Origin of the sequence: Chryseobacterium sp. MDT2-18, assembly GCF_030815285.1 — a bacterium.
Taxonomy (GTDB): domain Bacteria; phylum Bacteroidota; class Bacteroidia; order Flavobacteriales; family Weeksellaceae; genus Kaistella; species Kaistella salivictor.
In genome coordinates this window covers 263381-279196 of sequence record NZ_JAUSWQ010000001.1, presented here as the reverse complement: position 1 = coordinate 279196, position 15816 = coordinate 263381, and the positions used below count along the sequence as shown (strand labels likewise).

Genomic DNA, 15816 nt, shown 5'->3' with positions numbered 1-15816 from the left:
CAAAAAACGAATATGCAAAACATTAGAAATATCGCAATTATTGCGCACGTTGACCACGGTAAAACGACTTTGGTTGACAAAATCATCCACGCAACCAGTGTTTTCCGCGAAAATCAGGCAGATTCAGGTGATCTGATCATGGACAACAATGACTTGGAACGTGAAAGAGGAATTACGATTTTATCGAAAAACATTTCGGTAATGTACAAAGGCACCAAAATTAATGTAATTGATACGCCTGGTCACGCCGATTTCGGTGGTGAAGTTGAAAGAGTTCTGAAAATGGCCGATGGAGTTTTACTTTTAGTAGATGCTTTTGAAGGGCCGATGCCTCAGACCCGTTTCGTATTGCACAAAGCATTGGAATTAGGTTTGAAGCCGATTGTAGTAATCAACAAAGTTGACAAACCAAACTGTCGTCCTGATGAAGTTCACGATAAAGTTTTTGATTTGTTCTTCAACTTAGAAGCGACAGAAGAGCAGCTGGATTTCCCAACTTTCTATGGTTCGTCCAAACAGGGTTGGTTCAACACGAGCTTAGAGCCTGCAGAAGACATTACTCCCCTATTAGACGGAATTATCCAATATGTACCAGAACCGGAAACTTTCGAAGGAAGCCTGCAAATGCAGATTACTTCACTGGATTTCTCTTCTTTCTTAGGGAGAATCGCTATCGGAAAGATCAGAAGAAATTCTATTAAAGAAGGTCAAACAATTGGTTTGGCGCAGGAAGACGGTAAAGTGATCAGAGGTAAAGTAAAAGAATTATACGTTTTCGAAGGTTTAGGTAAAAAGAAAGTTCAGGAAGTTCAGGCCGGAGACATCTGTGCGATTGTTGGATTTGATAAATTCCAGATCGGAGATTCATTCGTGGATCTTGAAAATCCGGAACCATTGCCAAGAACTGCGATTGACGAGCCGACTTTGAACATGACCTTCTCTATCAACAACTCTCCTTTCTTCGGAAAAGATGGTAAATATGTAACTTCAAATCACCTGAAAGAAAGGTTGTATAAGGAGTTAGAGAAAAACTTAGCTCTAAAAGTTGAACCTACTGACGATGCTAATACATTCCTGGTATTCGGTCGTGGTATTCTTCACCTTTCTGTTCTGATCGAAACGATGAGAAGAGAAGGTTATGAAATGACCATTGGTCAGCCACAGGTAATCATCAGAGAAATCGACGGTGTTAAATGTGAACCTTATGAATCAATGGTCGTTGATGTACCGGACGAATATTCATCAAAAGTAATCGATCTTGCGACTCAAAGAAAAGGTGATCTGCACATCATGGAAACCAAAGGGGAAATGCAGCACATGGAATTCGAAATTCCTTCAAGAGGATTGATCGGACTGCGTTCTCAAATGTTGACTGCAACTGCCGGTGAAGCAATTATGGCACACCGTTTTACAGACTATAAACCATTCAAAGGATCCATTCCCGGAAGATCCGTTGGAGTATTGATCAGTAAAGGTCAGGGACCTGCAACTGAATATTCTATCGCGAAACTTCAGGACAGAGGTAAGTTCTTTGTTGATCCGGGTGAAGAAATTTACGAAGGAATGATCATCGGTGAGCAAAACAAACCGGGAGATTTAGTAGTAAACATCGTTGAAGCAAAACAGTTGAACAACATGCGTGCTTCAGGAAAAGATAAAGACGGTAACATCGCTCCAAAACAATTATTCTCTCTGGAAGAATGTATGGAATACATCCAGGGTGACGAAGCGATTGAGGTAACTCCAAACTTCATCAGAATGCGTAAAAAAATCCTTTCTGAAAACGAAAGAAAACGTATTGAAAGAGGCGCAAAAGGATAATCACTTCAAAATATAGAAAAGCCCCAGTTTTATTGGGGCTTTTTTTTGTTTTATAATCTAACATGAGTAAATGAAATAATGATGCAACGCAGCAATATCAGGTATTTCATCATAATAGAATCTCCAAAATGGCTTCAAATATCTCTCAGGATCTCCTTCCTGCCTAAAATGCTGATCTCTTTTAGTGAAATGAAGAATGAACAGCGTTCATCATTCCCTGAGTTGACCAGGTTCCCGAAACGATCATACGTCTGATGGTGTATAATGGATCTGCAGGATCTCTTTTGGTAGATAATATATAAGCCATTTTATAATCACTCTTTTTTATTTCATCGATGGCCGCGGTATTCCATAATCCATACGGATAAGCAAAATCGGTTACCGGTTTACCGGTGATTTCCTCCAGTTGAGCCTTTGGTTTGACCAATTGTATATTCCAGTCGTCTCCAGCGTATTTAGTGACCCTATGATGATCCCAGGTATGTGCTCCGATAACATGCCCGTCGTCCGATAAACTTTTGATTTGTTCTTTAGTCATATATCCGGGACGGTTAACAGAAACGGTCATGATAAAAAACACGCCTTTGAAACCGTATTTTTTCATTTCGGCTGCGCCAATACTGAACTGTGCTCCCCTCGTATCATCAAAGGTAATCATGATGGGTTTTTCTGGTAACGGACCGTCAAAAACTAAATAGTTATATAGCTGTTCAGGTAAAACGGTTTGGTATCCGGCATCGGCCAAAGCTTTCATCTGTTCCGCAAAGGCAGCAGGTTTTACGGTATACACTTTTGTGTTTTCACCCGCACTGGCGCTGAAATCCTTAATATTATGATAGCATAAAACCGGCACTTCTTTCCTCGAAAGAACAGTCGCCACAGCGGCCCTGACTTTTTTTGGCGCTGTGATTTTTGCGGGAGTGGCAATGAGTGGTGTCCCGGCAGTTATTTTAGCAGGTTCCGGCTGACAGCCGATCCATAAAAACAACGCGACAAAAACGGAATTAAGAACATTTTTCATCAGTCAAAAATTAAATTATTGGTACTGGATGTAAATCGGTATCGGCGTGAATTTCATTAATTCTTCGGGAGTATACAATTTCAGATCATTTTTATAAAATAACTTGAAACCGGTAAACTGCACAGGTTCTCTGTAAATATAACTCACATAAGAGTCTTTTTTTAAACTTTTACTTCCAAAACCATCCATATTCATGATAATCTGGACTTCGGGAACGGTTTTGATTTCTTTATAATTTTTCACCATTCCCTGCGTAAACCGGTGAACCACCAGTATTTTTGGAGGCAACTTGTTTTTGCGTACGATGTCTGCTAAGATATCAATGGCATCATTAATATCTGCGGCATTAAAATACCCAATTTTGGAACCTGGCCGTTCACCGTTTTTCATCGAAAATTCAGGATCTATTCCAAGATGTACATTGGGCATAGAAAGGTATGGTTCCAGTTCTGTAACTTCCGCTTTCACGGAGCTGTGTCCCACCTGAATATCCAAAAACACCAATGCATTGATGGGTTTTGCCCAATTGATCACCGTGTCAATCTGGTGAAAGGGCATCCGCAGGCGGTGCATATTATTTTTTCCCGGTTCACCCTGAGCTGTCACCGCAATGTAGTGCAAAGCAGGAATTGTTATCACCGTAGAATCTACAGCTTGCCATTGAGCTACTTCGCCCTCCAGTTTCGCCAGCATTTCTTTTCGGGGCAGTTCCCCTAAGATTCCCATTCTTGTTGAATATAAATTTCCGTAAAAAGCAACAATTCTATGGTAAGGCAATAACGCTCCGGACAAAGGATAAGGCGCTTTTACAGGCCATTTTCCGGAAGGGTCACTGTTGCTTAATGCGCGTATTCTTTTATTGAAATCCACCGTATCAATGGTGCTCACTGTTTTTTTCTCTACGGAATCCATTTTTACGGTTTCCGGTTTCTTTATTCCCTTTACCGTTTCGACCGATTGGCCACCATTGCAGGCTACAGTATTTAAAAACAATAAAGTGAGTGTGAAAAATGCAAGGGTGTCGCGATAGGTTTTCCTTGTAAAAATATCAAACCAGTCAACAACAGTAGCTGTTACAAAATGTGGTTTTTCCTGATCCCTGATGACATAGCCAGTTTTCATGAGTTGTGTTTTATCAAAGGTAGTGATTTTTAGAAGGCTGAGAGTCAGGATATTTTGTGCAGCGGGCAGGAGATTTTGCCAGCGAGTGAATAACTCCCTAAGGTTACCAACATGCTGACAAAAAGCTACCGAAGGTTCCGTTCAACGGGCTTTCATTTCTTGCAGACAAAACGAAAGCTTATTTATTGTACACAGTATTTTTTAATATTCTTTTAATCGAACTTTACGAGTGTTTTTTTAGTTTCTATAGTAAACTTAACTTTTCTATCAATCGAACCGCCGTTAGTATAATAGCCGACAACCGTATGTTCTTTTTCGCCATTAGCACCGATAAAGTCTAAAACATAACCACCATCAGATTTATTATTTTTCATTGATAGAAAACCCGACATGGTTTCCTCAGGTTTAATTTTATCAAAATCTAAAGTTATTAGTTTTTCAGTTGTGTAAAATTGCACACCTATAACTGAAAGTTTTGAGTTGTTTTCTATTTCAACAATAATTCCGTTTTCTATTAATGGAGAACAAGAATTTGATAAGATCAATAAAAGTATAAATTTAATTTTATTCAAAGCATTTTCGTATTATGTCCTTGTTAATATTGTGTACAACTCGTTATATAACAAAATCATATAAAGTCATAAAAAACCGGTGCATTTTTATGACTAAAGTGATACTTTATTATTAAACCAAATATAGCAAAGTATTTGCATTTTCGCGCTGCCCCCTGCTGCCGCACGAACAATGTCATTAAGTTAGTGTGTTAAATAATTGAATAACAGGTATTTATATTTGTTTTTTTAGAGAATATTTTTGCATATTTATCTGATAATCAAATAGTTATTTAGTTTTATGAAAAAAAACACCTCTGTTTATTTTTGATATTTTAAAGAGCGAAATTTGTAATCCAGAGCTTATTGAAAAGTACAAAGTGTCAAAAAAACACTTTAGAACTGAAAGAAATATATAGTTTGTTTTCAGGTTTTAGGTGTTTAATTTTACTAATCTATCAATTATTTTTGTTTAAATTTTCATAGGAATATATGATTTCCGCGATCTTTTTTGGCTTCAAATTATATTTAAGTGAAAGCGAATCTATAATATCAGTTTCGTCATTTAGGAAATTGTCTATGACTAATTTTTTATAATCATATAAAATTAGTCGGGTTGAATCAATAGGCAGATCATTCAAATGCGACGTTACAGCTATTTCGTTCTGTCTTAATTTCAAAATAAACGCATGTACATCTTCTTCGATTTTAACTGAATCTTTTGTTATATTTACTTCTTCAGATTTAGCTTTTTCACAGCAACAAAGGAATAATATTGTTGGCATAATAAATATTTCATAATTCAATAGATTGATTTGGTATTTTAGTTTTAAATGCCACCTTCCGGCTCTGAAAGCAGGACGGGAAATTGTGCTTCCCCAAGATGCACGGAGTGCTGAGTTAAGACTGGATGCTTTTACGGTAAATCCGCTCAGCAGAACCATCAATCTTAACCTGATCAGTTCCCACACCGCGGATCTTTCTATTTTCCAGGCCAATCTCCCTACCGTTTGGAAATTCGGGATCCCTGATGATTCTGCGTGGCTGGTGGTGACGGGCACCCTTATTTTTAAATCGGCAACGCCTCTAAATACCGCCGCTGTTCACGGCAGTTCCACCTACCTTTTCGCAAAATCTGTATAGACGCAGGCATTGCGTTTCTACAGATTTGAAAACGCAATGTATTGCGCCTCTAAACATAATTTAAAACTATGGATTTGAGAACGCAACGCATTACGTCTCTACCAACTAAACACAATTTAAACCTATGGATCATTTTAATAATAAATACCGCATTTCATCTGCCCGTTTACAAAGCTGGGATTACGGCCAGGCAGGTTTCTATTTCATTACCATCTGTACCCACGACAGAGCCGATTTCTTTGGCAAAATAACCGAAGGCAAAATGCAGTTGTCGGATCTTGGCAAGATTACAGAACGGGAATGGTTGAAAACATTTGAATTGCGCCCCGATATGAATCTATTCATGGGTGAATTTGTCGTGATGCCCAATCATTTTCACGCCATCATCGGTATTGGGGAAAATGAATATAATATGAAACGGGAATCGGGGGATGGCGATGGGAATGGGAATGGTAACGGTAACGGTAACGGTAACGGTAACGGGGATTGTAGAGACGCAATGCATTGCGTCTCTACGGTGGTAGTGAATCCCATTGGCGTGGTGAATCCCATTGCCACGGTGGATCCCACAAATATCCCCATTACCGCCAAAAACCAATTCGGCCCACAATCCAAAAATCTGGCATCTATTATTCGCGGGTTTAAATCATCTGTCACCGTTGCAGCGTGTCAGATAAATCCTGATTTTTAATGGCAACCGCGATTTCATGATCACATTATCCGCAATGAGGGAGAATTTGAAAGGATTTCCCAATACATTATCAATAATCCCGAAAAATGGGATAATTATCAATTTAAAAATAGAGACGTAATGCATTGCGTCTCTGCGGGAATAACTGCTGCGTCTCTGCGGGAATAACTGCGTCTCTGCGGGAATGAATGAAACCGTTTTACGTCTTTATGGGCGTTGTAATTATAGACGCAATGTTTTGCGTCTTAAAAGACGCAAAACATTCTGTTTTAAAAGGAGACGCAAAACATTGCGTCTCTGCGTACTATTTTAATTTATGAAAACCCTGCATACAATAACGCCGATTTTTCAGTTCTTATAATAATAGTATTTTTGTCCCATGAATATCCGAAACTTACAATATACCGTACTGGTTGCAACAGCAATTTTCATCAATTCCTGTTCTACCCAAAAACCTGCGAAACAGGTGGCTAAAAAACCGGTGACCACCACCAAACCTTTGCCTCCGAAACCCGTCACACCGCTGCCGGATCCCGAGAAAAAAATCAGCCTCGACCTTCCGGAAGTGAACCGCGAATTCCGTGCTGCCTGGATTGCGACCGTCGCGAATATCAACTGGCCTTCAAAAAATAATCTGACAACGCAACAGCAAAAAGACGAAGCCATCAAAATTCTGGATTTACTGAAAAATGCTAATTTCAATGCCGTTATTTTTCAGGCAAGGCCTTCCGCAGATGCGATGTATAAAAGCGATCTGGAGCCCTGGTCTTATTTCCTGACCGGTTCCATTGGTAAAGCTCCGATGCCTTTTTATGATCCGTTAGAATTCTGGATCACAGAAGCTCATAAAAGAGGAATGGAATTGCATGTCTGGTTGAATCCCTACCGCGCTCACCACACCACAGGCGGGCCGATTACCGAAGAATCACTGATTAAGAAAATGCCTGACCAAATCGTCAAACTCCGCAACGGGATGTACTGGATGGATCCGTCTGACGGGAAAACCCAGGATCATGCTTCAAAAGTGATTAAGGATCTCGTAAAACGCTATGATATCGATGCAGTCCACATCGACGATTATTTTTATCCGTATAGAGAATACAATGGCGGGAAAGATTTTCCGGACAACAAAAGCTGGAACCATTACCTGAAGCAAGGCGGAAACCTTTCGCGGGCAGACTGGCGAAGAGCAAACGTGAATAAATTCATCAAAAGAATTCATGATGAAATCAAAGCCGAAAAAAGTTATGTGCAGTTTGGAATCAGTCCTTTTGGAATCTGGAAACCCGGTTTTCCGGAAGGAATCAAAGGTTCTTCCCAATACGACGAATTATACGCCGATGCCAAATTATGGCTGAACCAAGGGTGGCTGGATTATTTCTCGCCCCAACTCTACTGGAAAAATGACGGCCCCCAAAGTTTCCCTGCGCTGCTGAAATGGTGGGAAAGTGAGAACACCCAGAAACGTCATCTTTATCCGGGTTTGAACACGATTGGGCTCAATGGCGTAAGTGACCGTCCGGCAGAGATCGTTTCGCAAATTAACCTGACACGCCAGATTTTAAAAAACAGTTCGGGAACGGTACATTACAGCGTCGATGGATTATCAAAAAATGTGGACATGTTCAACGCTGTAAAAAACGCCTATCAAACGCAGGCCTTGATTCCGAGAACACCCTGGATCAAAGCAAAACCTTTGGATAAACCCAATTTGTCTGTTGAAAACAACGGCAATTCTGTAAGTATTAAATGGAATGCTTTGGATGCTGCGAATGTTTTCCAATGGATTCTGTATGTGAAAAACGGAGACACCTGGGAAACTGAAATCTTAGAAAAAGATATCGTTTCCAGGAATTTACCTTTAAATAAAAATGGCAAAAAACTGAATACGGTTGCACTGAAATCGGTGGACCGGCTAGGAAATGAAAGTGACTATGACTCGAAAAAACTGTAGCAGAAAAAGCAGAGGATTTTAGCTAAGAAAAACGATAATGAATTTGAATATCAAAATCTAAAAACTACAAAGGAGTCACAAAGGCTTAATTCAGAAATCACTAAGAAAAGCACAAAAGTAAAATCTATAGATTTTACTTTTGTGCTTTTCTGAAAGTTGGACTTTAAAATTTTCCAGCTATTTATCTTTTGTGACTTTTATGGTTAAAAAATCAAACTTCCTCTTTCTTCATCTTTGATGATATTCAGCGAAACCGGCATTTTTTCTTTCAGTTCTTCAACGTGGGAAATAATGCCGACAATTCTGTTTTCTTTTTGCAAATTGGTCAGGGTTTCAAAAACAACATTCACCGATTCCAGATCCTGAGTTCCGAAACCTTCATCGATAAAGAAGAAATTCTTTTTCGCCTGCGCATTCGCCTGAACACTTTCTGCCAAAGCCAAAGCCAGACTTAGAGAAACCTGAAAAGATTGTCCGCCAGACAAGGTTTTTACACTTCGGCTTCTGCCTTCATTCAGAAAATCCACGATTTCAAAATCATTATTTTCATTCAGTTGAAGACTCAGTTGATTTCGGGTCATCCGGTGAAAACGAATATTCGCATGATCGCACAATTGTCTTAAATAAATGGAAGAAACATATTGCACAAAACCCGCTCCTTTAAAGAGATTCGTCATTATTTTCAGATGATCTGCACGCTTTTGAAGTTTCGCTAATTCTTTTAAAAGATCTTCTTTTTTCTTAAATTCTTTTTCAAGTCTGTCGATTTCCGAACTTAGTTTTACCACATTATCATTTGCGGTTTTCAATTCATTTTCACCCGTTTTAAAATGAGTTTCCAAAGCAGCAAACTGCGATTCGTCAAAAGAAAAACCTTTTAATTTTAGTGATAATTCTTCCACTCCATTTTTCAGAGTTTCAAAATCAATTCTAAATTTCTGGATCTGATTTCTATTATTTTGAACATTGATTTCCTGCGCTAAAATGGTTTCAACTTCTTCTAAATTATTAAATTGATAATCTGTTAAGTATTGAATTAAAACAGTCCTGTTTTCTGAAATTTCTTTTTCCAATTCCGCAATTCGTTTTCCCAATTGTTCGGAAACCGCTTTCTGCTCAGCAAACTTTGGCGAAAGTTCTTTTTCCTGTTGAATTAAATTTTGGTATTCGTGTTCGGTTTTCAGATTTGATTTTGAGAGATTCTGAAAACGCTCTTCCACCTCCTCCACAGATTTCTTGCTGAATTCTTCCCAAAATAAATTCTTCAAATTTGACTGATTGGTTTTGAATTTCGTTTCAACTTCGTTTTCTTTTAATTTGAAATCTTCTAACGCTTTATTGAGTTTATCCAGGCTTTCACGCTCTTTTTCCAGTTTATTCTGCTCTTGAGAAATCTCCTGGCTTAGTGTTTCAATTTGTTTTTCGAGGTCAAAAGACTGTTGTCGTTTCAGTTCAAAATCAGGTTCATTTTCAGCATTAAATTCCTTCCAGATAAAAATATTTTGAAGGGTATCAACTTCCGTTTTTATGTGATCAAAAGCTTCTTTTTCTGTTTTTAACTGGCTTTCAAAGAATTTCTTTTTCGCCAGAATTTTTTCAATTTCCGAACTTGTCTGTTGCAGTTCTTTCTGCTGGTTTTCAATCGCAATAATTTGCTCAGCAACTGCAGAAAGTTCACTTTTCACATCTTCAAATTCAACAATATCCGGATGCTCCAAAGCGCCACAAAGCGGACAGGATTCTCCGTCGTGCAGTTCATTGGCAAAATGCGCCAGTTGCTGCTGAACTTCCAGTTGATTTCTTTTTTCTGAAAGACTTTTTTTCTGAGTTTCTAAAGTATCATTCTTTAGTTTAAAATCATTTTTAAAAGTTTCAACATCAATAGTAAATGGTTTCAATTCCTCAAAAATTTTCTGAATTTCTAAATTTAAATCATCTGCTTTCTTGAGTTGGGCTTGAAGAATTTCCGTTAAATTTCTCTTTTTTGAAAACCAGTTTCCGACATTTAATAATAGTTGAGCATCCAATCTTTGCGATTTCAAAAGCTCTGAATTTTTCACCAAAACATCAATTTTCTCTTTAATGTTTTTTTGATTTTCAGCAACCTCTTTTACTTTTTCAGAACCTTTTTCAGTTCGGTTTTTCAGGATTTTAATTTCGTCTGAAAACTGCAGCATTTGCAGGATTAAACGCAGATCATTTTCCTTAATTTTAGACTGTTCCAGACCTTCATATTGAGGCAAAATCGCTTCAATATCTTTTTTTAATAAATTAAATTTAGCTTCTGTTTTTGCTAAAACTTCACTTTGAATTCCTTTCTCTTTTTGTTTGAAATCAATTTCTTTCTGAAGTTTATTTTTCTCATTAAGTAAAGGATTGAACAATTTGAAAATCTGATCAAACCGTTCCGTTTGTTTCTCCAATAAATCAATATCTGTTTTTCCAAGCGAAAGTTTTTTAAAGCTTTCCTGCTTCTCATTTAAAAGTTCAAAATCTGTTTTCAGATTCTTTTGAAGCTGGTATTTTTTATCAATTTCACTGAATTCTTTTTTTACGTCATCAAACTTTTTCTGAAGCAAGGTTAAATCTTCTTTCTGAGCAGCAATCTGTTCTTCATTTATTTCTTCAAAACCTTTCAGCTGGCCTTCTAACTGATCCAGTTCAGATTTGTTTTTCGCATTCAGACCGGAAACATTATTCTGCAGATCGAACCGATACAGATTGAAAATCTCTTTCATCATATTGGTTCTGTCGGTCGCGCCCAGTTCCAGAAACTCTTTGAACTGGCCTTGCGGAATAATAATCGTGCGTTTGAAATTCGCATACGTAAGATTGATTATTTTTTCCGGATTTACATGTTCCAAAGGTTCCCACCGGTTTTCTTTCCATTCATAAAAAACAACATTCGACGGTTTCACATCGTCAAAGTTTTTAGAATTCCGTTTAAATTCTCTGGTCGCACGAAATTTCTTATTTTCAAAATTAAAGAAATCAAATTCAATAAAAGACCGGTTTGATTTCAGATTCATCATATTGTAGGCCCGCTTATCTCTTGCATTCAGCCGTTCTGTTTCGCCGTATAAAGCAAACGAAATCGCTTCCAAAATGGATGATTTTCCGGAACCGACCGCTCCGAAAATTCCGAAAAGACCGGATTCTGTAAGGTTTTTAAAATCAATGGTTTGTCTTTCCTGATAAGAATATAAACCTTCGAGTGTGAGTTGAACAGGAATCATGAATTAAGGATTTAAAATTTCATTAAACAAATTAAGAAGGTCTTCATTAGCCTGTTGGCCATTGTTTTTAGATTTAAAATAATCCTGAAACAAAGACTGAATATCCTGATCGAGATTGATTTCATGTAAATTATTTACAGCAAATTCCTGATTTTTAACTTTCGGAATCAGATGAACAATTCCACCATGCGACTGATAAATCTGTTTGCGCTCTTCGGCTTTCAGAAAAGTTTCGCTTTCCAGTGTCAATTCTACCAGAGTATTTGGATTCTCGGTCAGCCAGTCGATTGTCTTTTCAACGGAATCAAAGGTTTTCCGAAACAAAGGTTTTCCGTTTTTCAAAGCAATTTTCTCAAATGAAACCGCCTGATTCGGTTGGGCTTCTATAATCGAAATATATTTGGTCTGCCCTGCTTCACTGAAACTGTAGCACAGAGGCGACGACGAATAAACGACCGGTTTTTCCGGCGTTCCGATATTTTGAAAACCGTGGAGATGTCCCAAAGCGGTATATTGAATCTGCGGAGGAATGGTTTCTGAAAAAATCAAATCTGCGTTTCCGATTTTAATCGGTTTTTCACCGTCGGGTTCTTCCAGAATCGCGGCTCCTTTTTTATTCATATACAAATGAGCCATCAAAAGATTGACTCCTTTTTCATCGCAGAATTCATCGGTAATCCTTGCCCAGTTTTCCGCTAAAACCTGATTAAGCGCCTGTTCTTTATTTTCACCAAAATATTCTTTTAACCGGACTTCATTGGCGTAAGGCGTATGCAAAATCCGGATTGGAAAATCAAAACCGTTTAATTTTAATTCTAAGAAACCTTGGGCAGAATTGGTTATTTTAAAATTTTCGAGTTCAAAAGGATGAACTTCAGCATTGGGATGCCCAATGAGAATAATACCACATTCGCGTGCTAGAGGATTGGGAGCATCGATCAAATTGGGAGCATCGTGATTTCCCGATATGGCGATAACAGGACGTTTCCCATTTAATGATAACCGTTTCAAAGTTTTATAGAAGAGTTCGATGGCTTCAACTCCTGGATTAAAATTATCAAACAAATCGCCGGCAACCAGAACCAGATCTACTTTCTGCTCATCGGCGATTTCTATGATTTCATTCAAAACTAAAACCTGTTCTTCCAGACGCGAAAAGCGGTCTAACCGTTTACCCAAATGCCAATCGGCGGTATGCAGAATTTTCATGATCCAAATGTAAGGAAGAATTTTAAAACAGGATTAATTCCATAAGTTCACCAGACTTGAAAAATGGATCATCGGAAAGGATCCCACGTCATTTAGAGTATTTAAATTCCTATTTTTTTAAAGGTACTCAGAAAACTTTTAAAATCCCCGAAAAGAGCACCTGTCGGTGACAATTGCCCACAAAAAAAAGAGAACCAATTTCTTGATTCTCTTTACTTAGTAGCGGAGACACGACTCGAACGTGCGACCTCCGGGTTATGAGCCCGACGAGCTACCTACTGCTCTACCCCGCGTTATTGTGGTGCAAATATACAACTATTATCTAAACTTCCAAATTTTATCTGAAAAAACTTTTATTCATCTATTTTTAGTAAATTTGTATATGGCAAAAATTCTAAAAATATATCCCGATAATCCTCAGGAAAACCTTCTTGATCAGGTCGTCCGTACGTTGAAAAATGGTGGATTGATTATTTATCCTTCCGACACTGTTTACGCGTTGGGTTGCAATATTTTTGATATCCGTGCAATGGAAAAGTTGGCTCAGATCAAAAAAATCAAGTTGGAAAAAGCCCATTTTTCAATCATCTGTAACGATTTAAGTCACCTGTCCGAATTTTCGCGACCGATTGATACCAGTACTTTCCGGTATTTAAAGAATAATGTTCCCGGACCGTTTACTTTTATTTTAGAAGCCAACAAAAATTTACCCCTTGCTTACAAAGGCAATAAGACAGTCGGAATCCGCGTGCCTGACCATATCATCCCGCAGCTGATTGTTCAGAAATTAGGCCACCCGATTGCCTCTACTTCGATTAAAGATGATGATGAAGTGATCGAGTATTCTACGGATCCCGAACTGATTGCAGAAAAATATGATCATTTGGTAGATATCGTTATCGATTCAGGTTATGGTGATAATGTGGCCTCTACCATTGTAGATCTCACCACTGGCGAACCTGAAATTCTCCGTCAGGGAAAAGGAGTTTTTTAGTTTTATTCTACTTTTCTCCAAGGTTTCCTTCTGGATTTTTCGATAAAAATTCTAGACAGGAAACTGGAATCCGCTGTATTTCCAACTGCAACATTATTATATTATTTCAGAACATGAAAATCATTACATCGCCGGCAAAACTCATGAACATAGAAAATTCAAGTGAATTTCTAAAACCAACGCAACCGCATTTCATTGAAGAGGCCGACTTTATACAACAAACTTTAAAACAGAAATCTCCCCAATATTTATCAGAGCTCATGGAGATTTCTTCAAAACTGGCTGATGAAAACTGGGAGAGAAATCAAAACTGGAAAGCCCAACCGTCTTCAAAAGAATCTGCACCAGCTTTAATGGCTTTCAGCGGCGAAGTTTACCGCGGTTTGGATGCCAAATCGCTGGACGAAAAATCAGTTAAATATCTTCAGAAAAATTACAGAATACTTTCCGGTTTATATGGTTTGCTGAAACCTTCGGATAAAGTAATGCTTTACCGTCTGGAAATGGGTCGGAAATTTGAGTTCGACCAATACAAAAACCTCTATGAATTCTGGAAAGACAAAGTTACAGAGCAACTTAACAATGGATTAAAATCAAAAGATTTTGTTCTGAATTTAGCGAGTAAAGAATATTTCAAAGTCATTGATAAAACAAAATTAAAAGCACCGATTATCGATTTTGATTTCTATGAATATAAAGAGGGAAAACTAAAAACCATCGTGGTTTACACCAAACATGCAAGAGGTTTAGTCACTAGATATTGTGCTCAGAATGAGGTGAAAACATTGGATGAAGTAAAAGGTTTCAACCTCGAAAACTACCGGATTGATGAAAAGTTATCCACCGAAACCAAACTTGTTTTTACAAGATAAGATGAAATAAAAGAGTGCTTGTAATAACACTGTCATTTTTAAACATTAAGAAATGAAGAGTAATTAAGATTTCCTTTTGGAAATTGAACTGGAGTTTAAATTTTCTTTGCTAAAATAAGAGTCTTTATACCATAATCACTTAAATAATAATACTTTATAATATCTTTGTACTGAAAATAATAAGTATTAATTAGAAATAAAAAAAATGAATTACCATACCAGAAAATGGATCAAACCAGAAGATTTAAATCCTAATCATACTTTATTCGGTGGCCGGCTCCTGCAGTGGATCGACGAAGAAGCAGCATTATATGCGATTGTACAGCTCGAAACGCCGCGGTGCGTCACCAAATATATTTCTGAAATTAATTTTGTGAGCTCAGCAAAACAAGGCGATATTATTGAAATCGGGATTGAAGCCATTGATTTTGGGAATACCAGTATCACTTTAAGGTGCGAAGTCCGCAATGTGATGACACGCCAAACTATTATTACCATTGATAAAATCATATTTGTTGGAGTGAATATGGAAGGAAAACCGACAAAGCACGGGAAAACAAAAATTGAATTTATTGCCGACCGGTTAAAAAATAAAGATGAAGATCAATATTAAAAATATGGTTTGTGACCGCTGTATCTCGGCGGTTAATACCCTATTTGTGGAGTTGAAAATCCCGGTTTCCAATCTGGAACTGGGCGAAATCGAAACGGTAAATTTACTTTCGCAGGCAGAATTGAAAATCCTGAATGAACATCTCAAAAAACAGGGTTTCGAGATTCTGGAAAATGCGGTAAAAACTCAGACCGAACACATAAAGAAAATCATTATTCTTAAAATCGCTGACTTAGACATTGATGAGGATTTTACTTTGTCAAAATTCATCAGTGCACATTTTGCAAAGGATTACAGTTTGCTTTCAAAGACTTTTTCAACGCATGAAAATGTCACTTTGGAACAATATTTTATTCTGCAAAAAATTGAAAAAGCCAAAGAACTTCTCTTATACAACGAATTTACACTGACTGAAATTTCCCAAAAATTAGGATACAAAAGTGTTCAGTATCTTTCTGCTCAGTTTAAAAACTGCACAGGATTCAATCCTACTTCCTTTAAAAAACTGAAATCTAAAAACCGGATCGCTCTCGATCAGGTTTAATTTTCATTCCTCAAACGAGAGATTAAACAAAAGGGACTAAAAACC

At 37.6% G+C, this 15816-nt stretch carries 14 protein-coding genes and 1 tRNA gene; 8 read left to right on the top strand and 7 right to left on the bottom strand.

The genetic code is table 11. The annotated features are described in order from the left end of the window. Positions 1–12 precede the first annotated feature (12 nt). The gene (typA, locus tag QF004_RS01265; protein ID WP_307421994.1) at positions 13–1821 is read left to right on the top strand and encodes a translational GTPase TypA; all 1809 of its coding nucleotides are present in this window, start codon (positions 13–15) and stop codon (positions 1819–1821) included. A gap of 181 nt (positions 1822–2002) precedes the next feature. On the opposite strand, the gene QF004_RS01260 is transcribed toward typA, so the two are convergent. The 4 genes from QF004_RS01260 to QF004_RS01245 form a co-directional block, all read right to left on the bottom strand. After that, complete coding sequence (locus QF004_RS01260; RefSeq protein ID WP_307421992.1) at positions 2003–2842, bottom strand: polysaccharide deacetylase family protein; 840 nt, start codon at positions 2840–2842, stop codon at positions 2003–2005. A 15-nt stretch (positions 2843–2857) separates the two neighbouring features. Beyond that, entirely contained in the window at positions 2858–3964 is a 1107-nt protein-coding gene (locus QF004_RS01255; RefSeq protein ID WP_307421991.1) for a hypothetical protein, read from the bottom strand. Positions 3965–4176: 212 nt separating this feature from the next. Further along, entirely contained in the window at positions 4177–4536 is a 360-nt protein-coding gene (locus tag QF004_RS01250; protein ID WP_307421990.1) for a hypothetical protein, read from the bottom strand. 437 nt (positions 4537–4973) lie between these two features. After that, positions 4974–5300, bottom strand: coding sequence for a hypothetical protein (locus QF004_RS01245; protein ID WP_307421989.1), 327 nt, complete (start codon positions 5298–5300; stop codon positions 4974–4976). 25 nt (positions 5301–5325) lie between these two features. Between QF004_RS01245 and QF004_RS01240 the strand changes: the two genes are divergently transcribed. The 3 genes from QF004_RS01240 to QF004_RS01230 all read left to right on the top strand — a co-directional run bounded on the left by QF004_RS01240 (position 5326) and on the right by QF004_RS01230 (position 8303). Continuing rightward, positions 5326–5658 (top strand): hypothetical protein, encoded by a 333-nt coding sequence (locus QF004_RS01240; protein WP_307421987.1) that lies wholly within the window; start codon positions 5326–5328, stop codon positions 5656–5658. Between the two features lie 124 nt (positions 5659–5782). Further along, positions 5783–6349, top strand: a complete 567-nt coding sequence (locus tag QF004_RS01235) for a transposase (protein ID WP_307421986.1) — start codon at positions 5783–5785, stop codon at positions 6347–6349. 379 nt (positions 6350–6728) lie between these two features. Continuing rightward, positions 6729–8303, top strand: coding sequence for a glycoside hydrolase family 10 protein (locus tag QF004_RS01230; protein ID WP_307421984.1), 1575 nt, complete (start codon positions 6729–6731; stop codon positions 8301–8303). A 203-nt stretch (positions 8304–8506) separates the two neighbouring features. Here the strand turns inward: QF004_RS01230 and QF004_RS01225 are convergent, their stop codons facing one another. The 3 genes from QF004_RS01225 to QF004_RS01215 all read right to left on the bottom strand — a co-directional run bounded on the left by QF004_RS01225 (position 8507) and on the right by QF004_RS01215 (position 13041). Next, positions 8507–11539, bottom strand: coding sequence for an AAA family ATPase (locus QF004_RS01225; RefSeq protein ID WP_307421982.1), 3033 nt, complete (start codon positions 11537–11539; stop codon positions 8507–8509). Between the two features lie 3 nt (positions 11540–11542). Continuing rightward, positions 11543–12748 (bottom strand): exonuclease subunit SbcD, encoded by a 1206-nt coding sequence (locus tag QF004_RS01220; protein WP_307421980.1) that lies wholly within the window; start codon positions 12746–12748, stop codon positions 11543–11545. Positions 12749–12968: 220 nt separating this feature from the next. Continuing rightward, positions 12969–13041, bottom strand: a tRNA-Met gene (locus tag QF004_RS01215). A gap of 89 nt (positions 13042–13130) precedes the next feature. On the opposite strand from QF004_RS01215, the gene QF004_RS01210 reads away from it, so the two are divergent. From QF004_RS01210 to QF004_RS01195, 4 genes are all read left to right on the top strand, one after another. Beyond that, a complete protein-coding gene (locus QF004_RS01210) occupies positions 13131–13742 on the top strand; it encodes an L-threonylcarbamoyladenylate synthase (RefSeq protein WP_133440528.1) in 612 nt (203 codons plus the stop codon). Between the two features lie 113 nt (positions 13743–13855). Continuing rightward, positions 13856–14614 carry a peroxide stress protein YaaA gene (yaaA, locus tag QF004_RS01205; RefSeq protein WP_307421977.1) on the top strand — a complete coding sequence of 253 codons (759 nt, stop codon included), beginning with the start codon at positions 13856–13858 and terminating at the stop codon, positions 14612–14614. Between the two features lie 205 nt (positions 14615–14819). Then, on the top strand, positions 14820–15227 hold the full coding sequence (locus QF004_RS01200; RefSeq protein WP_307421975.1) for an acyl-CoA thioesterase: 408 nt from the start codon (positions 14820–14822) through the stop codon (positions 15225–15227). Then, entirely contained in the window at positions 15211–15771 is a 561-nt protein-coding gene (locus QF004_RS01195) for an AraC family transcriptional regulator (protein ID WP_307421973.1), read from the top strand. The genes QF004_RS01200 and QF004_RS01195 overlap by 17 nt, the downstream gene beginning before the upstream one ends. The last annotated feature ends 45 nt before the right edge of the window (positions 15772–15816 follow it).